Here is a 26,685-nt window from a genome sequence, read left to right as displayed (position 1 = left end):
CGCTGCGGAGAACTTGAGAAGACCGATCAGGCGCAGGTGACCCGGGTGCCACCGGTGACGCGAGTCCCGGAGGTGACCCGGGTCCCGCGCGTCACGCGGGTGCCACGGGTGACGCGGGTGCCACGTTCCTGAAGCGTCACGCGGGTGCCCCTGGTGACGCGGGTGCCACGGTGCTCGGCGGTGACGCGGGTGCCACGCGTCACGCGCGTTGCGCGGGTCACGCGAGTGCCGCGCTCCTGGCTGGTGACGCGGGTGCCCCTGGTGACTCGGGTTCCGCGGGTGACCCGGGTGCCCTGCTGCGCGGCTGTAACGCGGGTGACACGGGTTCCGCGCTCCTGGGCGGTGACTCGGGTGCCACGGGTGACACGGGTTCCGTGCTCCTGGGCGGTGACTCGGGTTCCGCGGGTGACGCGAGTGCCGCGCTCCTGGCTGGTGACCCGGGTGCCACGGGTGACGCGGGTTCCGTGCTCCTGGGCGGTGACTCGGGTTCCGCGGGTGACGCGAGTGCCGCGCTCCTGGCTGGTGACCCGGGTGCCACGAGTGACACGGGTTCCGTGCTCCTGGGCGGTGACTCGGGTTCCGCGGGTGACGCGAGTGCCGCGCTCCTGGCTGGTGACCCGGGTGCCACGAGTGACACGGGTTCCGTGCTCCTGGGCGGTGACTCGGGTTCCGCGGGTGACGCGAGTGCCGCGCTCCTGGCTGGTGACCCGGGTGCCACGAGTGACACGGGTTCCGTGCTCCTGGGCGGTGACTCGGGTTCCGCGGGTGACGCGAGTGCCGCGCTCCTGGCTGGTGACCCGGGTGCCACGAGTGACACGGGTTCCGTGCTCCTGGGCGGTGACTCGGGTTCCGCGGGTGACGCGAGTGCCGCGCTCCTGGCTGGTGACCCGGGTGCCACGAGTGACACGGGTTCCGTGCTCCTGGGCGGTGACTCGGGTTCCGCGGGTGACGCGAGTGCCGCGCTCCTGGCTGGTGACCCGGGTGCCACGAGTGACACGGGTTCCGTGCTCCTGGGCGGTGACTCGGGTTCCGCGGGTGACGCGAGTGCCGCGCTCCTGGCTGGTGACCCGGGTGCCACGAGTAACGCGGGTTCCGTGCTCCTGGGCGGTGACTCGGGTTCCGCGGGTGACGCGAGTGCCACGCTCTTCGGCCGTGACGCGGGTTCCACGCGTCACGCGGGTGCCCCTGGTGACTCGGGTTCCGCGGGTGACGCGAGTGCCACGCTCTTCGGCCGTGACGCGGGTTCCACGCGTCACGCGGGTGCCCCTGGTGACTCGGGTTCCGCGGGTGACCCGGGTGCCCCGCTCTTCGCTCGTCACTCGAGTGCCTCGGGTGACCCTCGTGCCCCTGGTCACGCGCGTTCCGCAATTGATCTCGTGCACAGGCTCATCCATTAGGGTGACCATGGTTGCGTGGACGAACGAAGAATTTGTGTACATGGAGTGTCCTCCCGGAGGCGGTCGCACTACAGAACGATGGTCGATCGACTGCGCAAGAGCCGTATAGGTGAAAGCTATGACCCTGCTGCGTAACCGACAAGACGTCAACCCGCTGGAAGCCGTCACATATCCCCAGTTGGGGCTGTTCGCTCCACTTCAATAGGCTCAACGAGCTAAGTGCTGGGACGTCACTCGGGGGATTGGCGTTACCAGGAGAGCACCAACCGCTCACACGGAGCAACATTCGCTATAGCGGACGCTCCATTGTGGGACACCTGACCGGGTATGGGAGTGGGCGGCGGAGCCACCCGGTCGTCGGATACCGTATCGCCCGTGACGCTTGTCGAGACACTTCTCGTCTTCGCGGGGATTCCGCTGGTCATCTACGGCGTGATCGCCCTGATGACGCTGCGCGAAAACTTCGCCAAGACGCCTCGTTACCGCCCCGGCCAGGAGTGGGAGCACCCCCCGGTCTGGTGGACGGCCAACCCGGCGGGCCTGCACGCGGGCCACACTTCCGCGGCCCCCGCCCACGACGACGACACCGCGCTCCGGCGCACGGCCAAGGGAGGTGCCCGTGGCAGCTGGTGAGCTCGTCCGGCAGGACAGCACTCAGATCGTCGAGGACGTCGACCACGGCTACGGCGCGGTCGTCACGAACTCCGGTCGGGTGTCCGTCGCCCGGGCCAAGGAACCCGCCGCCCCGGGCCTGCCGTTCACCCCGGTGCAGCTGACCCGCCTCGATGAGGCGCTCACGCTGTCCGCGCGCGCCACGGGCCTTGGCTTCAGCGTGTACCTCGGCGACCTTGGCGCGGACCCGCGCGCCCGCGCGGAGGAACTGCACACAGCCATCGGCGCCGCGTCCACCGACTCGGTCCTGATCGCCGCGTCGCCCGGGCAGCGCAAGGTCGAGATCGTCACCGGCGAGGAAGCCTCCCGGCGGGTCTCCGACCGCGGCTGCAACCTCGCGGTGATGAGCATGGTGGCGTCGTTCAAGGAGGGCGACCTCATCGGCGGCCTCGTCAGCGCCCTGCGCATGCTGAGCGACCAGGCAGGTCGCAAGCACTGAGCCAACACCGAAGAAGGCCCGGGCCAAGTGGTCCGGGCCTTTCTCATCTTGGCGGCAGCTTCGGCCACAGCAGCCCAGCGACCGCCTGCGCCGACGCACACGAGTCTCCGGATGACCAGACATCGACTCGCGCCTGCTCATGGCCGTTGGGGATCACCGCTGTGCCCAGCGACACATGCTCGGTGAGAACCGAGCACCCACCGTCCTGGATTTCCACCAGGGAGGTCCGGCCCGCGATGGTCGGCTGGCTCGGGTGGCCCGGTCGTAGAACCACGGACCTGTCCGCGGTGAACGAGACCATCAACCGCGAGTCTTCCGACCTACCGACCTGGCAGTGGTGACGAGACGGTTGGGATTGCGGTGTGCCGGTGACAGGCACAGCGGCGATCATGTCCGGCGTGATCAGCGTGCAGGGATCGATCGCGCGCACGGAGCCCTCCCCCTGATGGGCACGCGCCACCGGATTTCCGTGGCTGATCCGTTCCGCGATCGTTCGGGCGGTCGCCGCCCCCACCGTGCACGCCTTGCCGTCGAGCTGGTCAGGAAGTGTCACCGCGATCTGGATCGTCTCCCCGCCGACGAACCTCAGTAGGACGCCGCATTCCCGCTCGCCGGGCCGATACACCGCCATGTCCAGGCGCTTGGGAAGCTGGGTGGGCTTCCACTCGGCGAGCTGTTCCTGGGTGACCATGGTCAAGTAGCCGAACTCGACCAGCCCCTCGTCGAGCGTGTACGTGCAGCCGTCGAGCGCGTTGGGCGTGGTCCTGACCGGCGTCCCAAATGGCAGCAGGTCGGGTACGGACACCAGGTCGCAGGCGTCGAAGGTCGCAAGATTCCCGAGTGCCTGGGTCGCGGTGATCGGCTCGGACATAGCCGGGTCCGGCACGGGCGAACCCGCTTCGTGAACCGTGCAGCCCGCGAGGACCAAGGCGGCGGCCAGCGCTCGGACGGCGTTGGTGAGCATTCATCCCCCAGGATGCGGCGGCCGGAGCCGCGTGACGGCGGTCAGTCTCGCATTCACCGGACGGCGGTGGTCGGCCGGTGCCGGGCGAGTTTCACCGCCGAGAGCAGCAAGATCGCCGAAGTGCGCACCGCCCACGCCGTGCCCGATGAGGGCGGTGCCCAGGAAGACAGGCGGGCGCTGGGGCACCGGACAAAGAAGCGGCGGCGGCCATGAAGCCGCCGCCGCTCTCAAACCGAGACTACGAGCCGTCGAACTCCCGGGCGGCCAGGGCGCGGAGGATGCCCGCCCGACCTTCCGAGACCAGCCTGCGCAGCGCGGGCGGGTGCTCATCGGCCAGCCACGCGTCCGAGGCGTCCACTGTGGACTTGGTGACCGCCCACGCCGGGTACAGCCCCAGCGCGACCGACTGCGCGCGCTCGCTCGACCGCCGCGCCCACACGCCCGCCACGTCCGCGAAGTACCGCGCCGCGTATGGGGCGAGTAGCTCGCGCTGGGCCGGGTGGGAGAAGCCCCCGATGATGGCCTCGTTCACCGCGTTGGGCAGTTCGTCGTCGTGGACCGCGCGCCGCCAGGCCTCGTCCTTGGCCTCCGTGGTGGGCCGCAGCGCCATCGCGCGCTCGGCCTGCCGGTGACCGGTCGCGGTGGAGTCGGTCTTGAGCTCCGCTTCGATCTCCGAGTCGTCCGCCGCGCCGTGCGCGACGAGCGCGTGCAGCAGCCGCCAGCGCAGGTCGGTGTCGACGAGCAGACCCTCCAGCGGCGCCGACCCGTCGAACCAGCCGCGCAGGATCGCGACCTTGGCGTCGTCGAGGACCGACCCGGCCAGCGAGTTGACGAACGCCAGCTGGTGGTCCGAACCCGCCTCGGCGGACGTCGCCAGCTCCAGGATGCGGTCGGTGAACATGGCCCAGCCCTGCGGCACCCACGCGGTGTCGGCGTAGGACGCGATCGCGGTCTGCGCCTGCAGCAGCAGCCGCTGCACGACGCCGACTTCGCTCTCCGCGGCCAGGCCGTGGCACACCAGGCTGACGAAGTCGCGGGCCTTCAGCTCGGCCTCGCGGGTCATCTCCCAGGCCGCCGACCAGCACAGGGTGCGCGGCAGCGGCTCGGTGATGTCGCCGATCCGGTCGATCAGCGTGGTCAGCGACCCGGTGTCGAGCCGCATCGTGCAGTAGGTCAGGTCGTCGTCGTTGACGAGGACGAGCTTGCCCCGCGGCACACCGACCAGCTCGGGCACGACCGTGCGGTCGCCCTGGACGTCGATCTCCACCCGGTGCGTGCGCACGAGCTTGCCGTCGACGTCGTCGTACACCCCGATCGCGACCCGGTGGGTGCGCAGCTCGCCCTTGCCGGGCTTGGCGCCGCCCTGCATGACCGCGAACTCGGTGAACCTGCCGTCGGCGTCGACGTCGAAGCGGGGACGCAGCGAGTTGAGGCCGGTGGTCTCCAGCCACTGCGCGCTCCACCACGACAGGTCGCGCCCGGACGCCTGCTCCAGCGCTCCCAGCAGGTCGGCCAGCGTCGCGTTGCCCCACGCGTGCTTGTCGAAGTACACGCGCAGCCCGGACAGGAAATTATCCAGCCCGACGTAGGCCACGAGCTGCTTCAGGACGCTCGCGCCCTTGGCGTAGGTGATGCCGTCGAAGTTGACCTCGACCGCCTGCACGTCCGGGATGTCCGCAGCGACCGGGTGCGTCGACGGGAGCTGGTCCTGCCGGTACGCCCACGACTTCTCGATGTTGGCGAAGCTGGTCCACGCGTACTTGTACTCGGTGGCCTCGGCCTGCGCGAGCACCGACGCCCAGGTCGCGAACGACTCGTTGAGCCACAGGTCGTCCCACCAGCGCATGGTCACCAGGTCGCCGAACCACATGTGCGCCATCTCGTGCAGCACGGTCTCGCAGCGGCGTTCGTAGGCGTAGCGGGTGACGCGGCTGCGGAAGACGTAGTCCTCCAGGAACGTCACGCAGCCCGCGTTCTCCATGGCGCCCGCGTTGAACTCCGGCACGAAGCACTGGTCGTACTTGCCGAAGGGGTACGCCACACCGAAGTTGCGGTGGAAGAAGTCGAAGCCCTGCTTGGTCTCGACGAACAGCTTGTCGGCGTCCATGTGCTCGGCGAGCGAGGCGCGGCAGTAGATGCCGAGCGGGATGGTGCCCGACTCGTCGGTGAACTCGTCACGCCATTCCGCGTACGGCCCCGCGACCAGCGCGACCAGGTACGTCGACATCCGCTCGGTGGTGGTGAACACGTGCCGGACGGCGCCACCGGCGTCCTCGGTGGACTCGGCGGCGGCGTTGGAGATGACCTTCCAGTCGCGCGGCGCGGTCACGTCCATCGTGTAGACGGCCTTGAGGTCGGGCTGGTCGAAGCAGGCGAACATGCGCTTCGCGTCGGCCGTCTCGAACTGGGTGTAAACGTAGACGCCCTTGTCGACGGGGTCGACGAAGCGGTGCAGGCCCTCACCGGTGTTGGTGTAGGCGCACTTGGCGACGACGGTCAGCTCGTTGGACTCGGCGAGGTCGGTGAGCGCCAAGCCCTGCTCCTCGTCGAAGCCGGACACGTCCAGCGCGACACCATTCAGCTCGGCGGACTCGACGGAGCCGACGAGGTCGACGAACGTCGACGCGCCCACCTCCCGGCTGGTGAAGCGGACCGTCGAGCGTGACGCGAAGGTCGACTCGCCAGGCTGGCCGGTGCCGTCGGTGAGGTCCAGCTCGATGGAGTACGACTCCACCTCCAGCAGCGCTGCGCGCTGTTGGGCTTGGTCTCGGGTCAGGTTGGGCGCGGCCACTAAACACCTCGGTCGACTCGTTGGCGGGAACTGCGGAACTCGGCACTGACAATCGCATCCAATCACGCGGGACCGCGTCAAGGTGGCGAGGAGTGCACGGGAAGCTTTCCGGGTAGTGCTGTGTTGGAGCCGACGGGGGGCACCGTCCTCCGCCGAACAGGCGCTGACATCCGATGGGGAGATCCCGAATGAGTTCGACGAAGGTCGACTTCTACTTCGATCCCGCCTGCCCGTTCGCCTGGATCACCTCGCGGTGGATCCTCGAGGTCGAGCGGCAGCGCGAGATCGAGCTGAACTTCCGAGTGATGAGCCTCTCGGTCCTCAACGAGGGACGCGATCTCGAAGACTGGTACCGGGAACTGATGGGAAAGGCGTGGGGTCCCGTGCGCGTGCTCATCGCCGCCGCGCAGGCCCACGGGGACGGCGTCCTGCGCGACCTCTACACCGCGATGGGCAACCGCATCCACAACGAGGGCGAGTCCGACTACACCCTCGTCATCGCCGAGGCACTGGCCGAGGTCGGTCTCCCCGCCGAACTGGCGGCGGCGGCCACGAGCACCGATTACGACGAGGCGCTGCGGGCCAGCCACCACGAGGGCATGGACCCGGTCGGCGACGATGTCGGCACTCCCACGATCCACATCGACGGCGTCGCGTTCTTCGGCCCGGTGCTCAACTCGATCCCGCGCGGACAGGACGCCCTCGACGTGTTCGACGGCGCCCGCCTCCTCGCGGGCTACGCGGACTTCTTCGAGCTCAAGCGCACCCGTACGGGCAAGCTGAACTTTGACTGAGTCGCTGTTGTCGACCGGACCCGGCCACTAGTTTCACAGTGATACGAAAGGATCAACCGTGAAGCGAGTGGCCGGTTCTTTGTTCGGGTTGGCGTACGGTGACGCGCTCGGAAAGCCGACGGAGTTCATGACCGTCGAGGAGATAGACCGCGAGTACGGCCCCACCGGTCCTCGCGACCTGGTGGGCGACCCGGCGCTGGTCACCGACGACACCCAGATGGCTCTCGCCGTCGCCTGGGCGCTCCACGGTGTCGATCACCTCACGGCCGACGTGCTCGAGCCGCGGATCCGGGAGCGGTTCGTCGCGTGGTCGATGAGCCCGGAGAACAACCGGGCGCCGGGGATGACGTGCCTGCGGGCCGTCGCCGGGCTCGCCGACGACCGGCCGTGGGTCGAGGCGACGATGACCGGCTCGAAGGGGTGCGGCGCGAACATGCGCGTCACCCCGGTCGGCGTGCTGCCGGGCCTCGACCTGGACACCCTGGCCGCGGTCTCCCAGTTGCAGGCCGCGATGACCCACGGACACCCCACCGCGCTCGCCGCCTCAGAACTGACCGCTTACGCGACCCGCCTGCTTGTCAACGGAGAGCCGCCCGCGGCCCTGGTGGCTTCGCTGCGCGAGCGCTGCGACAGTCAGCGGACGGTCTATCGCACCGACTGGCTCGGCTCGCTCTGGCAGCAACCGGGCGCGACCGACGAGCGCGACTACCTCGCCCGCGGCTGGGACGAGTGCGCAGCGGTCCTCGACCGACTGGCCGCCGCGCTGACCGCGCCCGACGACGGCGGCGACGCGTGCCTGGCGACCGGCGCGGGCTGGATCGCGGAGGAAGCACTGGTCACCGCGCTGTACTGCTTTCTGCGGCACGTGGACGACCCGGTCGAGGCCATCGTCCGCGGCGCCCGCACGTCCGGCGACTCGGACTCCATCGCCGCGCTGGCGGGCGCCTTCGCGGGCGCGGCGCACGGGATGGACGCGTGGCCCGCGCACTGGGCCGACCGGATCGAGTACGGAGATCAGCTGTCCGAGTTGTCACAGCACTGGTCCGCGGCGGATGTGGAACAGTTGCGTTAAACGTGCCACGGCTTGGAGGACTCATGGCTGCACCTGTCACGACCCGCACTGGCCACGTCATCGGCGGCAGGCTCACCGAGGGCGCGGGCGAGCGGATCGACGTGGTCAACCCAGCCACCGAGGAGGTCATCGCCTCGGTGCCCGCGGGCACTGCCGCTGACGTCGACGCGGCGGTCGAGGCCGCGACCGCCGCGTTCGCCGCCTGGTCGGCGACCAGCCCGACCGACCGCGCCGCCGCCATCCGCCGGGTCTCCGAGGGCATCGCCGCCCGCCGCGACGAGCTTGCCGCGACGATCACCTCCGAGATGGGCTCGCCGCTGTCGTTCTCGACCAAGGTTCAGGCGAGCCTGCCCGCGGCCACGTCGGCGGGCATCGCGAGCCTGATCGAGGACGGCTACTCCTTCGCCGAGGAGATCGGCAACTCGCTGGTCCTGCGCGAGCCGGTCGGCGTCGTCGGCGCGATCACGCCGTGGAACTACCCGCTCCACCAGATCGTCGCCAAGGTCGCCCCCGCGCTCGCCGCTGGCAACACCGTGGTGCTCAAGCCGAGCGAGGTCGCCCCGCTCAACGCCAACCTGTTCTTGGAGATCCTCGCCGAGGCGGGCATCCCCGCGGGCGTCGTCAACCTCGTGCATGGGACGGGCCCCATCGTCGGCGAGGCGATCTCCCGGCACCCCGGCATCGACATGGTCTCGTTCACCGGATCGACGAACGCGGGCAAGCTGGTCACCCAGGCCGCGTCCGAGACGGTCAAGCGGGTCGCGCTGGAGCTGGGCGGCAAGTCCGCCAACGTGGTGCTCGACGACGCCGACCTGGCGCGCGCGGTCAAGATCGGTGTGGCCAACACCTACATCAACGGCGGCCAGACCTGTACCGCGTGGACCCGGATGCTCGTCCCGGCCGCCCTGCACGACCAGGCCGTCGAACTGGCCGCGGCCGCCGCCGCGAAGTACACCGTCGGCGACCCGCTGGACGCGGCGACCCGGGTCGGCCCGATGTCCTCCGCGGCCCAGCGTGACCGGGTCCTCGACTACATCAAGGTGGGTCAGGAGGAGGGCGCGACTCTCGCGTACTCGGCCGCGGACCTGCCCGAACGCGGCGCGTACGCCCCGCCGACGGTGTTCGCGGGAGTGCGGCAGGACATGCGGATCGCGCAGGAGGAGATCTTCGGCCCGGTGCTGTCGATCCTCCCGTACGCCGACGAGGACGAAGCCGTGTCCATCGCCAACTCCACCATCTACGGGCTGGCGGGCGCGGTGTTCTCCGGCGACCAGGACCGGGCCATCTCGGTGGCGAAGCGGCTGCGCACCGGCCAGGTCGACGTCAACGGCGGCGCGTTCAACGCACTGGCGCCCTTCGGCGGCTACAAGCAGTCCGGCAACGGGCGCGAGCTGGGCAAGTACGGCCTGGAGGAGTTCACCGAGGTGAAGTCGATCCAGCGATAACGGCGCGCTGGGCCACGACGAACCCGGCGTCCACCGGTTCGCCGTGGCCCGGCACCACCACGCGCGGGTTCAGGGCGAGCAGGACGTCGAGCGCGGCGGGCCAGTGCTCGGGATGGCTGTCGCTGCCCATCGACGGCGGCGCGCCTTCCTCGACCGTGTCGCCCGCGAAGACGACGGCGGCGTCGGGGATGTGGACGATAACGTCGTTGTCGGTGTGGCCGAGCCCCGGATGGATCAGCTCCGCGACCCGGCCGCCGAGGTCGACCGTGGTGTGGTCGCCGGTGTCGTGGTCGGGTAGGACCAGTCGCGCGCTCTCCAGCCGTTCGGCGAGTTCCGGCTTCCCCTGTTCGCGGTACTTCGCCGCCCACGACTCGACCTGCGCTCCCGTCGAGACGGCCATCTCGGTGCGGCAGCGGGCGTGCGCCCAGATCGGCGCGGGCAGGAACGGGCTGGTGCCGAGGAAGTGGTCCCAGTGCGCGTGGGTGATCACGATCGTCCACGGCAGGGGAGTGATCCGCCGGATCGCGGCGGACCACTCGAGGCCGTGCGTCTCGTCCGGGCCGGTGTCGATCACCAGGCAGCGCTCCTGGCCCACGACGAGACCCAGGGTCTGATCGAGTTCGGGGTAGCGCCGGGCGAAGACCCCGTCAGCGGTCTCGATCCACCTCATGACTCGAACACTCCCTCGACGAGCCGCGGGACGGTGGTGCTCACACCGTGTCGCGACGCCAGGTCCACATCGCCCGCGTGTCCGCCCGCGATCAGCTCACGGCCCGACGAGCACTCCCGCAGGATCGCGGGAAGGTCGTCGGCGAAGGCGAGGAACGCCGCCTCCGCCAGCCGCGCCTCCGGCGAGAGCGCCCCGCCCAGGGCGTGCGCGATGGCTCCGGCGCCGAGTTGGTCCTCCACGCACGGCCGAAGGGCGCCCACGTGCCCCCAGCGTTCGGCGGCGGCGATGATCCCGACCGGGCCGTTCGTCGCGGCCTTCGCGACTGCCGGGGCGTTGCGCAGGCAGCCCGCCAGCACGGGCACGCCGGTCTGCGCGGCGGCCGCGCTCAGGGTCGCGCCGTTAGGGGAGGGGAGGGCGAGGAATGTGCCGTCGGGCAGGTCGACCAGCGACGAGGGCCGCAGCGTCCACGGGCCGTCCCCGGGCAACGCCGCGCCCGCCGCCCGGGCCTGCGCCTCGGCGCGTTCGTCCCGGAACCGGACAGGGAGCACGCGGCCCCCGCGCGAGACCGCGATGTCCACGGAGGTGGAGAAGGACAGGACGTCGACGACCACCAGGACCGCGCATGTGCGGGCCAGCACGGCGACGCCGTCGAGTCCCCACTCCACGCGCACGTCGAAGCCGGCCTGGTCGAATGAGGGATCCGTCACCCGGTCAGCTTTCCAGACCGCCTCGACAGGGCCGAACGAGTGACGGGATGGCACACTTCCGCCCGTGCGTGTCTACCTGGGTTCAGACCATGCGGGCTTCGAGCTGAAGGCCCACCTCATCGACCACCTCACCGCCGCCGGGCACGACGTCACCGACGTCGGTCCGCATGAGTACGACGCGCAGGACGACTATCCGCCGTTCTGCATTGAGACCGCCCGACGCGTTGTCGCCGACGAGGGCAGCCTCGGCGTGGTGATCGGCGGGTCCGGCAACGGCGAGCAGATCGCGGCGAACAAGGTCAAGGGCTGCCGCGCGGCCCTGGCCTGGAGCGTCGACATCGCGAAGCTGTGCCGCGAGCACAACAACGCCCAGGTCATCGGCCTCGGCGCGCGTCAGCACAGCACCGAGGAGGCCACGGCGATCGTCGAGGCGTTCCTCGCGACGCCGTTCTCGACCGACGAGCGCCACGCCCGTCGCATCGGCCTGCTCGACGACTACGAGCGGACCGGCGAGCCGCCCGTCCTGCCGTAGTGCCCGAGGGCCACACGCTGCACCGCCTCGCACGGGCGCACCAGAAGCAGTTCGCCGGTGCGCCGGTCGAGGTGTCGAGTCCACAGGGGCGCTTCGCCGCCGGAGCGTCCCTTGTGGACGGACACGTCCTTGTCCGGGCCGAAGCCCACGGCAAGCACCTGTTCCACGTCTACGGACCCGAGACGATCGTGCACGTCCACCTCGGGCTGTACGGAACGTTCGACGGCGCGATGGTTCCGGCGCCGCCCCCGGTGGGTCAAGTGCGCCTGCGCCTTGTCGGCGCCACGCACTGGGCTGATCTTCGTGGCCCCAACACCTGCGAGATCCTGACCCGCGCCGAGGTGAGGGCCCTCCGCGACCGCCTGGGCCCAGACCCCCTGCGCCGCGACGCGAACCCGGACAAGGCTTGGGACCGGATCTCCCGCTCACGCACCCCGGTCGCGGTGGCGCTGATGGACCAGTCGGTGATCGCCGGCATCGGCAACGTCTACCGAGCGGAACTCCTCTTCCGCCACGGCCTCCACCCGATGACCCCGGGCCGGTCCCTGGACCGTGCACTGTGGACAGACATGTGGTCGGACCTGGTCACCCTGATGCGCCAAGGCGTCCGCCGCAACCGAATCGACACGGTCCGCGACGAGGACCTCCCCAAGGCCACCGGCCGGGCCCCGCGCAAGGACCGCCATGGCGGCGAGGTCTACGTCTACCGCCGCGCAGGCCAACCGTGCCTGGTGTGTGGGACAGAAGTTGCAGCCAAGGTCCTGGCCGCCCGGAACCTCTTCTGGTGCCCCACCTGCCAACCCACCTAACCCGCGAGTCGCCCGTTCCCGACACTGAGTTCACCGTTCAGGACGATGAGTTCGCAGTTCGCGACGTCCGACTGCCCTGAGGCAGATGCGATCACAGACAGTTGGCTGCCGCGAAACGAGAACTCGGTGTCCTGAACGGTGAACTCAGTGTCGGGAACGGGCGACTCGCGGGCTAGAAGTCGAAGCCGCCGCCCATGTCGCCGAAGCCGCCCATGTCGCCGCCACCGAAGTCGCCGCCCATGTCCCCACCGGCATCGCCGCCCATGTCACCCTCGCCGCCTCCACCCATGGCGTCCTCCTGCCCAGCGTCATACCCCGACTCCCACGCCTGAGCCCCCGCGATCCCAGCCATGCCGGAGAACATCGCGCTGAACAGCAACACCGAGCCCATGCCCCAAGCTCCCGCCACCAACGCGGGCTTCCACCAGGGCTCGCTGTACCAGCCCTGAGGCACCGGCCGCCCGACCACACGCCCACCCGGAAAGTAGTGCGGTGTGTTCCGCCCAGGCGCCGGAGAGGCCTCGTAGTCGTGCCCCTCCACACTCACCCGCCGGTCCTCGGTGACCTGCCCAGCGCGCTGAGCCTCCGGGTCCACCGGCAGCTCCGGCCCCGGGTCGAGCCCCATGGCCCCGCGAGCGGCGCGGACGTAGTACAAGCCTTCCAAAGCCGTCTTCGTGACCAGCCGACACTGCTCGACCGTCTTCGCCTGCTCCATCTGCGACCCGGCCGCCGTGTACCGCTCGGAGGCGTCCGCCATCGCCTGCTTCGACGGCTCGTTGGTGCCGGTCAGGTTCATCACCTGCCCGCCGAGGCGCTCCACCCAGCGCCGGGCGTCGGCCTGGGCGTCTTCCAGCTGGGTGCGGCGCGCGCCCGCGCGGCCACGCATGGAGAACAGCGCGACCGCCACGACCACGACGATGAGCAGCAGCAACACGGTCGATTCGGTCATCGCGACCCTCCAGGTGGCCTTGAACGCGTCTCACAAGGCTCAACGCCGGACGGTACCGCCGGGGTTCCCGCGGTGCCGCTCAGAACACCTCAAGGCACGCGGGCGGCCGCTCGGCCAGGAACGCCGTCGACAGCGCCGCCACCGTGCCCGGCGTGTGCTCCCGGACCCGGCCGGCCGCCGCCAGGGTGGCGATCCGCGTGCCGCCCAGGAAGGCCGCCGCGAGATCGGCGGAGCTCGTGGACACATCGGGCGAACCGGTGTCGCGCGTGACCTCCGCCGTGCCGTCGGTGTCCACAGTGAACCGCCAGCGGCCCGCGTTCCACGGGCAGAACTCGTCGGCCACGTCCAGGACGACATCCACCGCGCTCGCATACCCACGTGCGCACAACGCCCGGTCTAAGTCCACGAGCCGCATGTACAGACCGTCGAACCGGTGGCACAGCGCGGCCCGGGGTGTCTGCAGGAGCAGCGCCAGCGGCTCGTCGACGCCGCCGTTGATCTCCACCTGTCCGACGAGGTCGATGTCCAGCAGGTGCCGGATGATCGACGCGTAGGCCTGCGGCGTGGTCGCCACGAAGTCACGCACGACCACGCGGCCATCAGGCCCACGGTCCGACCATCCACCGCGCACCCGGTAGGCGACGTAACCGTCCGGGTGCACCGCGAACCGTAGCGACGACATGCCTCGACGCGCGTACGGAAGGTCGAGGTAGTGGTAATCCCAGTTCCCGTCCCCGCGACCCATCGCCCCGACCCGGCCCGCCGCGTACCGGTCGTAAATCGGCCGGATCAGCGGCATCGCCTCATCCCGCGCCACCTCGCGCACCCGGTCGTCGCCAAGATCCACGCCTGGCCGGAAGGGGGTCTTCGCGGTGATCTCATGCCGGATGTAGTCGGTGGCCAGGCCGTAGCCGAACCGTCCGTAGATCGCGGCCTCGCTGGCCCACAGCGCCGCGATCGGCTCCGCGCCCGACTCGTGCATGCCGTGCAGTTGCTCGCGCATGAGCCTGGTCAACACACCGCGCCTGCGATGATCTACCGCCACGCCGACAGAGGTGACCCCACCGACCGGTGTCTGCCCCCGACCCGGCACACAGACCGATCGCGTGAGGATCTGCCCGACACCGGCGAGTCGCCCGTCGGCGACCACCCCGGTCGCCCGCTCCGGCTCGAACACCGTGCGCTCGGCTTCCACCACGCTGTCGAAATCGTCGTCGGAGAGGAAGGCCTTGACGATCACCCGGGAGAACTCCGGGAGATCGTCTGCGGTCAGCTTGCGAACGGAGTAGTCGTCGTTGGCCACACCTTGGTGTCTACGCCGAACGCGCCCACCGCGCCACAGGATTTCCCTGCTGTCAGGCGAAGAACGGCTCGCTCACGTCGAGCCCGTGCTCGACCCGACGGCGAACGGACACTGGCACATCCAACTCGTCGAGCCGCTCCGGCTCGACCCACACCGCGTCCGCGCCGAGCCTGCCGCCCACCGGCCTGCCCCGGAAACAAAGCGCGAGTTGCTCGGCCGACGACGGATCGTCGTAGATCCCGACCAACCCGGTGATCTCGATATCCACCCCGGTCGCCTCCGCGACAACCCGGCTCGCGGCGTACACGACCGACTCGCCCGAGAACGCCGGGCCCTGCGGAAGGTGATATCTGACGGAGCCGGAGGAATCCCGGCGACTGAGCATCAGCAGCAGCCCGGCGTCGTCGAACACGACGGTGCTCGTCGCGACGACAGTGCGCTGAGCCGATGGCACGTCCTGAATGAAGTGGTAGCCGGATTGCGACATAGCTACTGGATACCGAGTCGATCATGGGAACGCCATGACCTGGCACCGAATGAGGGCCTATATCACCCAACTGGATGTGGTGCATGACACTCGCGAAAAATATTGCCACGAAGTATCGGGAAATGGTGCCCCATAAGGAAGTGGCGGCAAGATCCACGAGGACCTCACCGCCACCGAAACGAGCGGGCGACGGGAATCGAACCCGCGTAGCTAGTTTGGAAGACTAGGGCTCTACCATTGAGCTACGCCCGCACGTGCCGGGCGACCCGGCAACGATGACCAGCTTAGCGGTACGGCTAAGCTGATCGCGCACGACCCCGGGATGTGGCGCAGCTTGGTAGCGCATCCGCTTTGGGAGCGGAGGGTCGCAGGTTCAAATCCTGTCATCCCGACGAAGGCCCCGTCTCCACTGGTGACGGGGCCTTTTGCCGCCGAAGCGGTGGTCATCCCCGATCCACCGCTTCCCTCGGCTCCCTCGTCCCGCTGGACGAGGGAGCCTCCCGAGGTCTAGCAGTCCCGGAGTTCCGGGGACTGGTTCAGCAGTTGGCCGCGCGGCGAGATGAAGGCCCGGTAGCGCTCGCTGTCCACCGCCGACGGGGCGAAGCCGCCGACCCGGTGGCAGTTCTGGAAGGCCAGCTTCATCCCGAAGTGGCGCTCCAGCCCACCCCGGATCGAGTCGGACGCCAGAGCCCGCAGCAGCTGTCCGCGCTCGGCCTCACTCGGCGGCGGGACCTCGTGGTCGGCGAACCCGTCCACACTCTTCGACAACCCGTCCGCGACCGACGAGATCACCTCCCAGGCGTACGGAAGTGAGGTGCGCACGCACTCCACGAACTCGGCGTCGGCGACAGGGCCACGTTCGGCGGCGGCCAGCAGGTCGGCGGGCACATCGAGAGACATCGAACCTCCAAGTAGTGCGGTCCCTCCCTCCCTACCGGCGACTTGAACGCTGAACAAGAGAACCTGATCAACATCACCGATTCGGGTCAAATCGGGTCACCCGGACGCCGGTATCCACCGGCACACGCGCCAGGTAGAGCCATGAGGGGTGATCTTCGGACTGTTCATCCTCGCCCCCCGCTTCCCCCACCAGAGCGACCACGAATCACTCGACTGTGCCCATCGCGCGATCCTGGCCGCCGAACACGTCGGGTTCGACAGCGCGTGGATCGCCGAGCACCACTTCATGCCCTACGGCACGTGCCCGGACGCGCTGACCTTCGCCGCGCACGCGCTGGGCGCGACGACTCGGATCGCCGTGGGCACCGCCGTGAGCGTGCTCAGCACCGCCCACCCGGTCGCGCTGGGGGAGCGGACCCTGCTGCTCGACGCCCTGTCCGCGGGCCGCTTTCGTCTGGGCGTCGGCCGCGGCAGCCCGCTTGTCGACCTGGAGGTCTTCCAGGCGGGCCTGCCCCGCTACGAAGAGGGCTTCGCAGACGGCCTCGATCTGCTGCTCCGGACAATGACCGGCCCCGCGGTCTCCGGGGATCGCTGGTTGCCCTTCCGGGAGGTCCCGGTCGTCCCGGCGCCGACGACCAGACCGCACCCGCCGCTCACCGTCGCCGCCACGTCTCCCGCGACCGTCGACCTCGCCGCCGCCCGCGGCCTGCCGATGCTCCTCGGGATGCACATCGGCGACGACGACAAGCGGGCCATGGTCGAGCGCTACCGGCAGTCCGGCGGCCCCCGGGACGCCCCGCACGTGTCCGCCGTCGTCGCCCACATCGCCGAGAGCCGCGAGCAGGCCGTGGCCGAGGTCATGGCCGCCATGCCCGGCTGGCTCCGCGCGGGCCTCGCCGCGCACGTGCCGGTCGACGACCGGCCCCGCACGGGCCGCGATCCCGAGACCTACGCGCGGCTGCTGTGCGACCTGCACCCGGTGGGAGACCCGTTGTACTGCGCGGAAGTTTTAGACCGCAGTGCGCGCCGAACCGGGATCGGGCACGTCATCGCGATGGTGGAGGCGACCGGTGATCCGGAGCGCACCCTGAAGACCGTCGAACGCCTCGGCGTCGAGGTGCTGCCCGCACTGCGCACCCCGGCCGTCTCCGACCTGGGCAAGCTCGCCTAGACTCGGGGATCGACCCCGGCCGCCGTTTCGTGCCCGGGACGCATCAGCTGTCACAGTCGTCAAGGAGATCACGTTGAAGAGCACCGTCGAGCACCTGAGCCCGACGCGGGTACGGATCAACGTCGAGGTGCCGTTCGACGAGCTCAAGCCGAACTTCGACCGCGCATACCGCAAGCTCGCCAGCCAGGTCCGCATCCCGGGCTTCCGTCCGGGCAAGGCTCCCGCCAGGGTTATCGAGTCGCGCATCGGGCGCGCGCCGATCCTCGACGAGGTCGTCAACGAGGCCATCCCGGCCAAGTACATGGAAGCCCTCACCGCCGGTGAGGTGAAGGCGCTCGGTCAGCCGGACATCGAGGTCACCAAGCTCGAGGACGGCGACCACCTCGCCTTCACCGCCGAGGTCGACGTCCGCCCCGACCTCACCATCCCCGCCTTCGGCGAGTTCGCGGTCACCGTGGACGACCTGGAGCTCGCGGACAGCGAGGTCGACGAGCAGCTCGACGAGCTGCGCGCCCGCTTCGGCACCCTGACCGGCGCCGACCGTCCCGTCGAGACCGGCGACTTCGTCTCCATCGACCTGTCGGCCACCGTCGACGGCAAGGACGTCGACGAGGCCAAGACGAGCGGCCTGTCCTATGAGGTCGGCTCCGGCGAGCTGATCGAAGGCATCGACGAGGCCCTGCTCGGCGCGGCCGTCGGAGAGACCAAGCACTTCACCACCACCCTGGTCGCGGGCGAGTTCGCGGGCAAGGAAGCCGACGTCGCGGTCACCGTGCAGTCGGTCAAGGTGCGGGAGCTGCCCGCGGCCGACGACGACTTCGCCCAGCTGGCCAGCGAGTTCGACACCATCGAGGAGCTCCGCGCCGACCTGCGCGAGCGCCTCACCCGGGTCAAGAAGATGCAGCAGGGCGTGCAGGCCCGCGACAAGGTCCTTGAGGCTCTGCTCGAGACCGTCGATGTGCCGCTGCCGGAGAAGGTCGTCGAGGCCGAGGTCGACTCCCGCCAGCACGACGCGGTGCACTCGTTCGACCACGACCAGGACAAGCTCAACGAGTTCCTGGCCACCCAGGACCAGACCCGCGAGGACTTCGACACCGAGGTCCGCGCCGACGCCGAGAAGGCGGTCCGGACCCAGCTCATCCTGGACTCGATCGCCGAGTCCGAGCAGGTCCAGGTCAACGACGGCGAGCTGACCGAGCGGATCATCTACCAGGCGCAGCGCTTCGGCGTGAGCCCGGACGAGTACGTCCAGCGCGCGCAGCAGTCCGGCCAGCTCGGCGCCATCTTCGCCGACGTGCGCCGAGGAAAGGCGCTTGCCTCGGTCGTGCGCCAGGCCACGGTGACCGACGCCTCGGGCAACAAGGTCGATCTGGAAGAGCTCTTCGGCAAGGTCGAGGATGCGCCCGCCCCCGAGGTGGCCGCGGCCGAGTAGCCGAGGAAATAGCTTTGACGCTCTGAGCGAAAGTGGGCGGTGTCGGGAAGTCGGCGCCGCCCGCCTTCGTTAGTGTCGGTTACGAGATCACTGGTTCGTATGAATTTGGGAGAAGGCAGGCAGACGTGACGCAGCACCTCTCGCCCCACATGCGGTCCGCCACCGCGGGGCTCAACCTGAACGACTCGGTGTACGAGCGGCTGCTCCGTGAGCGCATCGTCTTCCTCGGCTCCGAGGTCGATGACGACATCGCCAACCGGATCACCGCGCAGCTGCTGCTGCTCGCGGCCGAGGACCCCGAGAAGGACATCACCTTCTACATCAACTCGCCGGGTGGATCGGTCACCGCGGGCATGGCGATCTACGACACGATGGAACTCATCGAGCCCGACGTGGCGACCTGGGGTATGGGCCTGGCGGCGTCCATGGGCCAGTTCCTGCTCGCCTCGGGCACCCCGGGCAAGCGCTACGCCCTGAAGCACGCGCGGATCATGATGCACCAGCCGTCCGCGGGTGTCGGCGGCACCGCGTCCGACATCGCGATCCGTGCGCAGGTCTACGCGAAGTGGAAGCACGAGATGGCGCTCATCACCGCGGAGCAGACGGGTCAGACCGTCGAGAAGATCACCGCCGACGCCGACCGTGACCGTTGGTTCACGGCCGAGGAGGCCAAGGAGTACGGCTTCATCGACCACGTGGTGTCCCGCGCGACGCAGGCCCCCAACACCAACTGACGGCCTCGCCGCGTGCCACGGCTGATGAGCCAAGACAGGAGCTACTTGTGAGTGGAATGCAGCTTCCCCAGTCCCGCTACGTGCTGCCGTCGTTCGTCGAGCGCACGAGCTACGGGGTCAAGGAGTCCAACCCGTACAACAAGCTGTTCGAAGAGCGGGTCATCTTCCTCGGCGTGCAGATCGACGACGCGTCGGCCAACGACGTCATGGCGCAGCTGATCTACCTGGAGTCGGCCGACCCCGACCGGGACATCACGATGTACATCAACTCCCCGGGTGGCTCGTTCACCTCGCTGATGGCCATCTACGACACCATGCAGTACGTCCGTCCCGACATCCAGACGTTCTGCCTGGGCCAGGCGGCCTCGGCGGCGGCGGTCCTGCTGGCGGCGGGCACCCCGGGCAAGCGGTTCGCGCTGCCCAACGCCCGCGTGATGATCCACCAGCCCTCGACCGAGGGTGTCTACGGTCAGGTCTCCGACCTGGAGATCCAGGCCGCCGAGATCCAGCGCGTGCGCCAGCTGCTGGAGATCACCCTGGCCCGCCACACCGGCAAGGACGAGGCCCAGGTCCGCTCCGACATCGAGCGCGACAAGATCCTCACCGCGGCCGAGGCGAAGGACTACGGCATCATCGATGAGGTCCTGCCGTACCGCAAGCTGTCGGCCAAGAGCTAGACCTTTCGACCCGGCGCGGACGAATTCAGCACGAAAGTGACCGACACGCGGGGCCTTCTGGGCTTACCGTAGATAGCTAGGACTTTCGATCGGAATCGGCCGCGCCGGGTGCGGGATCTCCCGCTCCGCGGGGGTTGGCAGGTACCGTCGAGGGCAACGGACGGGCATGGGCCCGCATATCGGGTGAACGAACCCGAGGTGCGGGGGGTTCCCAGGCGCGGACGCCACACAGCAGGCGCACTCACCTGAGTGGGCCGGAGGGGACAAAGGTCAGCGGTCATGGCACGTATCGGTGACGGCGGAGACCTGCTCAAGTGTTCTTTCTGCGGAAAGAGCCAGAAGCAGGTGAAGAAGCTCATCGCCGGCCCCGGCGTCTACATCTGTGACGAGTGCATAGACCTGTGCAACGAGATCATCGAAGAGGAGCTGGCCGAGGCCGGCGACGTCAAACTCGATGAGCTCCCCAAGCCTGCCGAGATCCACGACTTCCTCGACAGCTACGTCATCGGCCAGGACGACGCCAAGCGCTCGCTGGCCGTGGCGGTCTACAACCACTACAAGCGCATCCAGGCGGGCGACCGTGCCCGTCCCGAGGGCCGTGAGGGCCGGGAGTCGCGCGAGGACACCGTCGAGCTGGCGAAGTCCAACATCCTCATGCTCGGCCCCACCGGCTGCGGCAAGACCTACCTGGCCCAGACGCTGGCGAAGCTGCTGAACGTCCCGTTCGCCATCGCCGACGCCACGGCGCTGACCGAGGCGGGCTACGTGGGCGAGGATGTCGAGAACATCCTGCTCAAGCTGATCCAGGCCGCGGACTACGACGTCAAGCGCGCCGAGACCGGCATCATCTACATCGACGAGGTCGACAAGATCGCCCGCAAGAGCGAGAACCCGTCGATCACCCGCGATGTGTCCGGCGAGGGCGTGCAGCAGGCGCTGCTGAAGATCCTCGAGGGCACCACCGCCAGCGTCCCGCCGCAGGGCGGCCGCAAGCACCCGCACCAGGAGTTCATCCAGATCGACACGACGAACGTGCTGTTCATCGTGGCGGGCGCCTTCGCGGGCCTGGAGCGGATCATCCAGGACCGGGTGGGCAAGCGCGGCCTGGGCTTCGGCGCGGAGATCCGCTCGAAGGCCGACATCGACAACGCGGACTTCTTCTCCGACACGATGCCGGAAGACCTGATCAAGTTCGGCCTGATCCCCGAGTTCATCGGGCGTCTGCCGGTCCTGGCCAGCGTCACCAACCTCGACAAGGAGTCGCTGGTCCAGATCCTGACCGCGCCGCGAAACGCGCTGGTCAAGCAGTACCAGAAGCTCTTCGAGATGGACGGCGTCGAACTCGAGTTCACCCCCACCGCGCTTGAGGCGGTCGCCGACCAGGCGATCCTGCGCGGCACGGGCGCCCGAGGCCTGCGCGCGATCATGGAGGAGGTCCTGCAGTCGGTGATGTATGACATCCCGAGCCGCACGGACGTCGCCAAGGTCGTCATCACCGAGCAGACGGTCCGCGAGAACGTCAACCCGACCATCGTCTCCCGCCAACCTTCCCGACGGGAGCGCCGCGAGAAGTCCGCCTGACATGGGCGGCGACTGGCCCTATGTCCTGCTGCTGCACGGCCTCACCGGGTCGGGCCGCGGCCACTGGCAGGGCTGGCTCGCACACGAACTGGCCGACGCGGGCGCGTCGGTCGAGGTCCCGGTGTTCAGCGAACCCGACCACCCGTGTCTCGACACGTGGCTGGGCGAACTGAAACACCACCTCGAAGCCGCGCCCGCTGACACCAAGGTCGTCGTCATAGCGCAGGGCGTCGGCGCCGCGCTTTGGCTTCATCACGCCGCCCGGACGCCGCTGGACGACCACTCGCTGAGGGTGGACAACGTCCTGCTGGTAGCCCCACCCGGCGACTCCTGGCACGCCCCGGACGTCCGAGGCTTCACCCCGGTCCCGCTGGACCCAGCAGGCATCCGCCGCGCGGCCAGTTGGACCCAGTTGGCCACCGGCGAGAACGACGAGTGCCTACCGGTGGACGAAGCCGTGAAGATGGCGGCGGAACTCAAGATCGACCTGGACGTAATCCCAGCGGGCGGCGCTTTGGACACGAGGACCGGGTACGGCCCGTGGCCGTCGGTGTTGGAATGGGTCCGCAACCGCCACACCCGCCTCACCGCCGTAGAACCCGCCTCTTGACGAGCCCCTACGAACCACCCAAACCGGCGCCCGTCAACGAAACCAGCCAGGCGAACAGCAGCCAGGTGAACCAGCAGGTCAGGCCTTGCGACTCACAGCAGGCACATGCCGCCCCAAGAACCCCAAAACATCCGGCACAATGCGCCGATAAAACCCATCCCCATGCCCACCCGGCCCCGTGTACCCCACCTCGGGCGAAGCAAGCCGAATAAACTTCCGAGTCCCCTCGATAAAATGGTCCTCGGTCCCGCACCACACCCCAACAGGAACGCGACCCAGCTTCTCCACGTTCCGCAGCGGATCCAGCGAAGCCCATTCCTGGGTGTTCTTGAACGCCCGTCGAGTACTCATCTCACGCCAGGACATCAGCAACCCAGGCGAGATCGCCGCGACCGCCGACAACGGGGCCCGCATCTCCTCACGACGGCGGGCATAAAGCAAAGCCCCGAATCCACCCATCGACACTCCCGCACACGCGAACGGAGTGCCCGTGGCGTCCCCAAGCCCGCGGGCTCGCAGCCACCGGGGAACTTCCTCCAGCAGCATCGCCATCGCGTTGTCGCCGACCCGGTTCTCGTGCCAGTAGTTGTTGCCGCCGTCCACGGCGATGAAACCGAACGGCGGCAGCGTCCCGCGGGCGACCCCGCGGGACAGTGCGGCGGGTAGGCCGGTGGGAGCGGCGTGCCGAGCGCGTCCGTGCAGGCCATGCAGCAGCAAGCACATGGGCAGGTTTTTCGTCGGCAGTTGCGCGGGCAGGATGGTGACGACGTCGACGTCCTGGCCGCGGGCGGCGGAGTACACGCGGTCGGTGCGCACCAGGGGCTCCGGCGCGGCTCCGCTGGTCACCAGGTCCAGCCACGGCAGCGACCCCGAGACCACCCCGGTCGCCGCCAGTCCGGCGGCGCCCGCGATCAGCAGCGACCGGCGGCTGAGCCCTGGTCTTCCCCCGTCCCCCATGCGTCCCCCTCCGACGGAACAGCCTCTCCCCTAAGACGTACCAAGTCAGGCATTTGGTGGCCTGTCAGACGCCCTCGATCACCCCATCGTGAGGGTGAACTCGAACGTTTCTCGGTTCGTTGCGCCGAGCGTGTCCCAAGATCGCTACTGAGCGCGTCCAAACCAGGAACAAGATCGTTAACTGATCACCGACCGCGACCGCAGCGCGTCGACCTTCGAAGTCGGGTAGCCGAGCCAGTCGAGGACCGCGTCGGTGTGTTCTCCCAGCGTCGGAACGGGTGCCGGGTCCCAGGCCCAGGTGTCGGCGTCGACCGGTGGGCGCAGCATCGGCACCGAGCCGCCCGGCACCGGCACGCTGGACCAGCGTTCGCGGGCGACCAGCTGCGGGTGCGAAGTCAGTTCCGTCACACCCCGTGTCCGGGCGGCGGGGACGTCGGCGGCGTCGAGCGCGGCCAGCAGGGTGTCGGCGTCGAGGGCGTCGAAGGACGGCTGCAGCTCGGCGTGCAGGTCGGCTCGGTGCGCGACCCGGTCGGCCACGGTCCGGTACCGCGGGTGGTCGGCCAGTTCGGGCCGCCCGATGACCGACGCGCACAGCCGCCGCCACTGTCCGTCGTTCTGCACGGCCAGGTGGACCGCGCCGCCGTCCCCGCAGGCGAACGGCCCGTATGGCGCGATAGTGGGGTGGTGCGCGCCGTGCCTGCCCGGCGACGAGCCGGTGCCGTGCGCGTACAGCGCCGGCTGGTGCATCCATTCGGCGAGCGCCTCCATCAGCGTCAGCCGCAGCGTCGCCCCCTCGCCCGTCCGTCCCCGCCGGACCAGCGCCGCCAGCACCGCGGCGTGCAACTGAACGCCCGCGGCGATGTCGGCCACGGAGATGCCCGCCCGCGCCATCGACGGCCCGTCGCCGGTCGTCGCGACCAGGCCGGTCTCGGACTGGATGAGCGCGTCGAACGCCTTGCGCTCCCCGTACGGCCCGCCCTCGCCGTAGGACGACAGCTCGGCGGCGACCAGCCGCGGGTACCGCGACCGAACCGCGTCGGCGTCGAGCCCGAGGCGGCGGGCCGCGCCGGGGGAGAGGTTGCACATCACCACGTCGGCGCGCGAGATCAGCTCCTCGACGATCGCCAGCCCGTCGGCCTGCTTGAGATCGACCGCCACCGACTCCTTGCCGACGTTGGTCCACGCGAAGTAGCTGGACACGTCGCCGCACGAGCTGTCGTAGTCGCGCGCGAAGTCGCCGGATCCTGGCCGCTCGATCTTGATCACCCGCGCGCCCAGGTCGGCCAGCAACCGAGTCGCGTAGGGCACGGCCACCGCCTGCTCCAGGCTGACCACGACCATCCCGTCGAGCGGCTTCACCCGATCCGCCCGATTCCGGTGTAGACGTTTATGGCCGAGTCGCGCAGGAACCCGATCAGCGTCATCCCCTGCTCCTCGGCCAGGTCGGCCGCCAGCGACGACGGCGCCGACACCGCCGCGAGCACCGGCACCCCGGCCATCGCCGCCTTCTGCACCAGCTCGAACGACGTCCGCCCGGACACCATCAGCACCATCGCGCGCAGCGGCACCCGGTCGGCCAGCAGCGCCCACCCGAGCACCTTGTCGACGGCGTTGTGCCTGCCCACGTCCTCGCGGACCACCAGCGCCTCACCGGACGCGGTGAACAGCCCTGCCGCGTGCAGCCCGCCGGTGCTCTCGAAGACCTTCTGCTTCTCCCGCAGCAGCCCCGGCAGCGAGTGCAGCACTTCGGCGCTCACCGTCACGTCGTCCTCGGCGGGCGAGAAGCGCGTCCGCAGCCGCACCGCGTCCAGCGCCGCCTTCCCGCAGACCCCGCAGGACGACGTCGTGTAGAAGTTCCGCTCCACCCCGACCTCGGGCGCGGGCACCCCGTCGGCCAGGGCGATGTCCAGGACGTTGTAGGTGTTGCGCCCGTCCTCGTCGGCTCCGTCGCAGTACCGCGCGATGGACACGTCCTCCCGGTCGCCGAGCACGCCCTCGGTGAGCAGGAAGCCGTGCGCCAGCTCCACATCGTGCCCCGGCGTGCGCATCGTGACCGCCAGCGCGCGCCCCCCGACCCGAAGCTCCAGCGGCTCCTCCGCGGCCAGCGCGTCCGGCCGCGTGCGCCGCCCGTCGGCGCTCAGCCGCACCACAGACCGGCGCACCGTCACTCGTCCCATGCCCCCAGCCTAAGGAAGGCCATCTCCGACGCCTGCGCCCGTCGGGGATGGCCTTCCGGTGAGGACCCGCTCAGCTCACAGCCGCTGCCAGAGCGCCGGGACGTTGGGCGGTTCCCACCCGGGCTGGGACGTGTGTCCCTGCCAGCACTTGTAGCTCGCCCCGCCGTAGGTGACCTGGGCGCCCGCCGCGTACGCCACGTATGGGGCCCAGGTGCCGCCCGGGGGGACCGTGGTGGTGGTAGGCGAGGTCGTGCTGGTCGGCGGTGTGGTAGTGCTGGTCGGCGGGGTGCCGCCGGAGACCGTCAGCCGCAGGCCGTAGACGCTGAGGATCTCGTTGACCGGCTGGAAGTAGATCGTCCCGCCGGAGGTGCAGTTGCCCGAGCCGCCGGAGGTGACGCCCTGGGCCTGGTCGCCGGTGAGCCAGGAACCGCCGGAGTCGCCGGGTTCGGCGCAGGCGTTGGTCCTGGTGAGGCCGGTGATCGTGCCCTCGGGGTAGGTGACGGAGGCGTTCTTCTGCTGGATCGTGCCGCAGCGCCAGCCGGTGGTGGAGCCCGAGCGGCACACCGACGCGCCGACCGGAGCCTCGGTGGAGCCCGCGACCGGGACCGTGCCGGGGTAGCGGTTGACCAGCGGCCGCGGGGTGTTGCCCGCCGCCGCGCGCACCCAGGCGTAATCATTGCCTGGGAAGCTCGATCCGGCGACCGTGCCGGACGGGTTCGACGTGACGGTGCCCGTGCGCCCGCAGTGGCCCGCGGTGACGAAACCGCCCTCCACGGCGAAGCCGATCGAGCAGCGGCCGCTGCCGAAGGTGTAGGCGTTGCCGCCGATGATGTCGATCAACGGCTTGGGCGACTCCGTGGACGCCTCGACCCGGACCGCGTCGACGCCGTTCGCGCCCGCCCATTCCTTCGCCGCCTCTTGGCTGCCGTGCTTGGCCAGGACGACGACGGAGTTGGTGGCGACGTCGACGTACCAGCCGGGCACGCCCGCGGGCGCGGACTTCGCCGCCGTGTCGAGCCGGTCCTTGAGCGCGCCGAGTTGGGCCTCGCTGCGCGCGACCGTCTGCGGGATCGCGCCGAGCGCGCGGACCTGGTCGGCCTTGGCCTGGTCGGTCACCGCGACGGTGAAGCGGGTCGCGTCGCCGTTGAGCCACGCGCCGCCGAAGGACGCGCCGAGTCGGGCCCGCAGGGCGGCCTCGGTCTGGCTCGCGACCTTCTCCCGGCCGAGCCGCTGCCGCGCTTGCTCCGGGGTGATGTGCAGGTCTCGGGCGAGCGCGGCCTCCATCGACGTGTCCGCCGCGGCGGACGGTGTGCTGAGCGTGACGGCGGTGGTGAAGCCGGCCACGCTGAGTGCCGCCAACGCGGCGGCGGTGATCTTTCGGTTCATCCGATCTCCAAGGCAGGGTGAGGTGGGAC

The 26,685-nt window shown here is 69.8% G+C and carries 25 protein-coding genes, 2 tRNA genes and 1 pseudogene; 14 read left to right on the top strand and 14 right to left on the bottom strand.

The features are described from left to right. Window positions 1-26 precede the first annotated feature (26 nt). Window positions 27-356 (bottom strand): annotated as a pseudogene (locus GPZ80_RS33775) (hypothetical protein); the annotation flags it as partial. 1,416 nt (window positions 357-1,772) lie between these two features. Between GPZ80_RS33775 and ctaJ the strand changes: the two are divergent. Continuing rightward, entirely contained in the window at window positions 1,773-2,030 is a 258-nt protein-coding gene (gene ctaJ / locus GPZ80_RS21610) for an aa3-type cytochrome oxidase subunit CtaJ (RefSeq protein ID WP_187222806.1), read from the top strand. Then, the gene (locus GPZ80_RS21605; RefSeq protein WP_187222805.1) at window positions 2,017-2,508 is read left to right on the top strand and encodes a DUF5130 family protein; all 492 of its coding nucleotides are present in this window, start codon (window positions 2,017-2,019) and stop codon (window positions 2,506-2,508) included. Before ctaJ ends, GPZ80_RS21605 begins: the two co-directional genes overlap by 14 nt. A 43-nt stretch (window positions 2,509-2,551) precedes the next feature. Here GPZ80_RS21605 and GPZ80_RS21600 read toward each other — a convergent pair whose 3' ends face one another. Beyond that, complete coding sequence (locus GPZ80_RS21600; protein ID WP_187222804.1) at window positions 2,552-3,472, bottom strand: hypothetical protein; 921 nt, start codon at window positions 3,470-3,472, stop codon at window positions 2,552-2,554. A 238-nt stretch (window positions 3,473-3,710) separates the two neighbouring features. Further along, window positions 3,711-6,263, bottom strand: coding sequence for an aminopeptidase N (gene pepN, locus GPZ80_RS21595; protein WP_187222803.1), 2,553 nt, complete (start codon window positions 6,261-6,263; stop codon window positions 3,711-3,713). A gap of 188 nt (window positions 6,264-6,451) precedes the next feature. Here pepN and GPZ80_RS21590 point away from each other — a divergent pair, with 188 nt between their 5' ends. Genes GPZ80_RS21590 through GPZ80_RS21580 form a run of 3 tightly spaced genes read left to right on the top strand, consistent with a single transcriptional unit; the run spans window position 6,452 to window position 9,574 of the window. Beyond that, window positions 6,452-7,057 (top strand): mycothiol-dependent nitroreductase Rv2466c family protein, encoded by a 606-nt coding sequence (locus GPZ80_RS21590; protein WP_246477313.1) that lies wholly within the window; start codon window positions 6,452-6,454, stop codon window positions 7,055-7,057. Window positions 7,058-7,115: 58 nt separating this feature from the next. Further along, the gene (locus GPZ80_RS21585; protein WP_312880487.1) at window positions 7,116-8,129 is read left to right on the top strand and encodes an ADP-ribosylglycohydrolase family protein; all 1,014 of its coding nucleotides are present in this window, start codon (window positions 7,116-7,118) and stop codon (window positions 8,127-8,129) included. Between the two features lie 23 nt (window positions 8,130-8,152). Continuing rightward, window positions 8,153-9,574: an aldehyde dehydrogenase family protein gene (locus tag GPZ80_RS21580; RefSeq protein WP_187222799.1), complete on the top strand. Its 1,422-nt coding sequence runs from the start codon at window positions 8,153-8,155 to the stop codon at window positions 9,572-9,574. Here GPZ80_RS21580 and GPZ80_RS21575 read toward each other — a convergent pair. Both GPZ80_RS21575 and GPZ80_RS21570 read right to left on the bottom strand, forming a co-directional pair. Next, complete coding sequence (locus tag GPZ80_RS21575; protein WP_187222797.1) at window positions 9,546-10,244, bottom strand: MBL fold metallo-hydrolase; 699 nt, start codon at window positions 10,242-10,244, stop codon at window positions 9,546-9,548. The genes GPZ80_RS21580 and GPZ80_RS21575 overlap by 29 nt on opposite strands. Continuing rightward, window positions 10,241-10,951: a 2-phosphosulfolactate phosphatase gene (locus tag GPZ80_RS21570; protein ID WP_312880486.1), complete on the bottom strand. Its 711-nt coding sequence runs from the start codon at window positions 10,949-10,951 to the stop codon at window positions 10,241-10,243. The genes GPZ80_RS21575 and GPZ80_RS21570 overlap by 4 nt, the downstream gene beginning before the upstream one ends. Before the next feature lie 64 nt (window positions 10,952-11,015). Here GPZ80_RS21570 and GPZ80_RS21565 point away from each other — a divergent pair, with 64 nt between their 5' ends. Together GPZ80_RS21565 and GPZ80_RS21560 are read left to right on the top strand one after the other, a co-directional pair. Then, window positions 11,016-11,483: a ribose-5-phosphate isomerase gene (locus tag GPZ80_RS21565; protein ID WP_187222795.1), complete on the top strand. Its 468-nt coding sequence runs from the start codon at window positions 11,016-11,018 to the stop codon at window positions 11,481-11,483. Continuing rightward, complete coding sequence (locus GPZ80_RS21560) at window positions 11,483-12,292, top strand: Fpg/Nei family DNA glycosylase (RefSeq protein ID WP_187222793.1); 810 nt, start codon at window positions 11,483-11,485, stop codon at window positions 12,290-12,292. The genes GPZ80_RS21565 and GPZ80_RS21560 overlap by 1 nt, the downstream gene beginning before the upstream one ends. Window positions 12,293-12,464: 172 nt before the next feature. Here GPZ80_RS21560 and GPZ80_RS21555 read toward each other — a convergent pair whose 3' ends face one another. The 4 genes from GPZ80_RS21555 to GPZ80_RS21540 all read right to left on the bottom strand — a co-directional run bounded on the left by GPZ80_RS21555 (window position 12,465) and on the right by GPZ80_RS21540 (window position 15,283). Then, window positions 12,465-13,241 (bottom strand): hypothetical protein, encoded by a 777-nt coding sequence (locus GPZ80_RS21555; RefSeq protein WP_187222791.1) that lies wholly within the window; start codon window positions 13,239-13,241, stop codon window positions 12,465-12,467. Between the two features lie 79 nt (window positions 13,242-13,320). After that, the gene (locus tag GPZ80_RS21550) at window positions 13,321-14,544 is read right to left on the bottom strand and encodes a GNAT family N-acetyltransferase (protein WP_187222789.1); all 1,224 of its coding nucleotides are present in this window, start codon (window positions 14,542-14,544) and stop codon (window positions 13,321-13,323) included. 52 nt (window positions 14,545-14,596) lie between these two features. After that, a complete protein-coding gene (locus GPZ80_RS21545; protein WP_187222787.1) occupies window positions 14,597-15,031 on the bottom strand; it encodes an NUDIX hydrolase in 435 nt (144 codons plus the stop codon). Window positions 15,032-15,212: 181 nt separating this feature from the next. After that, window positions 15,213-15,283 (bottom strand) — tRNA-Gly (locus tag GPZ80_RS21540). A 66-nt stretch (window positions 15,284-15,349) separates the two neighbouring features. On the opposite strand from GPZ80_RS21540, the gene GPZ80_RS21535 reads away from it, so the two are divergent. Continuing rightward, window positions 15,350-15,423: transfer RNA gene (locus tag GPZ80_RS21535), tRNA-Pro, on the top strand. Between the two features lie 115 nt (window positions 15,424-15,538). Here GPZ80_RS21535 and GPZ80_RS21530 read toward each other — a convergent pair. After that, window positions 15,539-15,931 (bottom strand): SCO5389 family protein, encoded by a 393-nt coding sequence (locus GPZ80_RS21530; protein WP_091372685.1) that lies wholly within the window; start codon window positions 15,929-15,931, stop codon window positions 15,539-15,541. Between the two features lie 148 nt (window positions 15,932-16,079). On the opposite strand from GPZ80_RS21530, the gene GPZ80_RS21525 reads away from it, so the two are divergent. The 6 genes from GPZ80_RS21525 to GPZ80_RS21500 all read left to right on the top strand — a co-directional run bounded on the left by GPZ80_RS21525 (window position 16,080) and on the right by GPZ80_RS21500 (window position 22,136). Beyond that, window positions 16,080-17,102 (top strand): LLM class flavin-dependent oxidoreductase, encoded by a 1,023-nt coding sequence (locus GPZ80_RS21525; RefSeq protein ID WP_187222785.1) that lies wholly within the window; start codon window positions 16,080-16,082, stop codon window positions 17,100-17,102. A gap of 73 nt (window positions 17,103-17,175) precedes the next feature. Next, complete coding sequence (tig, locus tag GPZ80_RS21520; RefSeq protein WP_187222783.1) at window positions 17,176-18,534, top strand: trigger factor; 1,359 nt, start codon at window positions 17,176-17,178, stop codon at window positions 18,532-18,534. A 125-nt stretch (window positions 18,535-18,659) separates the two neighbouring features. After that, a complete protein-coding gene (locus GPZ80_RS21515) occupies window positions 18,660-19,268 on the top strand; it encodes an ATP-dependent Clp protease proteolytic subunit (protein WP_187222781.1) in 609 nt (202 codons plus the stop codon). A 56-nt stretch (window positions 19,269-19,324) separates the two neighbouring features. Next, on the top strand, window positions 19,325-19,945 hold the full coding sequence (locus GPZ80_RS21510; protein ID WP_187222857.1) for an ATP-dependent Clp protease proteolytic subunit: 621 nt from the start codon (window positions 19,325-19,327) through the stop codon (window positions 19,943-19,945). 279 nt (window positions 19,946-20,224) lie between these two features. Continuing rightward, window positions 20,225-21,526 carry an ATP-dependent Clp protease ATP-binding subunit ClpX gene (clpX, locus tag GPZ80_RS21505; RefSeq protein WP_187222779.1) on the top strand — a complete coding sequence of 434 codons (1,302 nt, stop codon included), beginning with the start codon at window positions 20,225-20,227 and terminating at the stop codon, window positions 21,524-21,526. Window position 21,527: 1 nt separating this feature from the next. Next, window positions 21,528-22,136 (top strand): RBBP9/YdeN family alpha/beta hydrolase, encoded by a 609-nt coding sequence (locus GPZ80_RS21500; RefSeq protein WP_187222777.1) that lies wholly within the window; start codon window positions 21,528-21,530, stop codon window positions 22,134-22,136. A 78-nt stretch (window positions 22,137-22,214) separates the two neighbouring features. Here GPZ80_RS21500 and GPZ80_RS21495 read toward each other — a convergent pair whose 3' ends face one another. From GPZ80_RS21495 to GPZ80_RS21480, 4 genes are all read right to left on the bottom strand, one after another. Beyond that, on the bottom strand, window positions 22,215-23,093 hold the full coding sequence (locus GPZ80_RS21495; RefSeq protein ID WP_187222775.1) for an alpha/beta hydrolase: 879 nt from the start codon (window positions 23,091-23,093) through the stop codon (window positions 22,215-22,217). 177 nt (window positions 23,094-23,270) lie between these two features. Beyond that, a complete protein-coding gene (locus GPZ80_RS21490) occupies window positions 23,271-24,452 on the bottom strand; it encodes a CaiB/BaiF CoA transferase family protein (RefSeq protein WP_312880485.1) in 1,182 nt (393 codons plus the stop codon). Continuing rightward, window positions 24,449-25,270: a formate dehydrogenase accessory sulfurtransferase FdhD gene (fdhD, locus tag GPZ80_RS21485; RefSeq protein ID WP_187222773.1), complete on the bottom strand. Its 822-nt coding sequence runs from the start codon at window positions 25,268-25,270 to the stop codon at window positions 24,449-24,451. Before fdhD ends, GPZ80_RS21490 begins: the two co-directional genes overlap by 4 nt. Before the next feature lie 75 nt (window positions 25,271-25,345). Further along, the gene (locus tag GPZ80_RS21480; RefSeq protein ID WP_187222771.1) at window positions 25,346-26,656 is read right to left on the bottom strand and encodes an alpha-lytic protease prodomain-containing protein; all 1,311 of its coding nucleotides are present in this window, start codon (window positions 26,654-26,656) and stop codon (window positions 25,346-25,348) included. Window positions 26,657-26,685: the final 29 nt, after the last annotated feature.

It is taken from the genome of Actinokineospora xionganensis (assembly GCF_014323725.1).
GTDB classification, from domain to species: Bacteria; Actinomycetota; Actinomycetes; order Mycobacteriales; family Pseudonocardiaceae; genus Actinokineospora; species Actinokineospora xionganensis.
The sequence above is the reverse complement of the archived record's forward strand: the minus strand, read 5'-3'. Positions and strand labels throughout refer to the sequence as shown.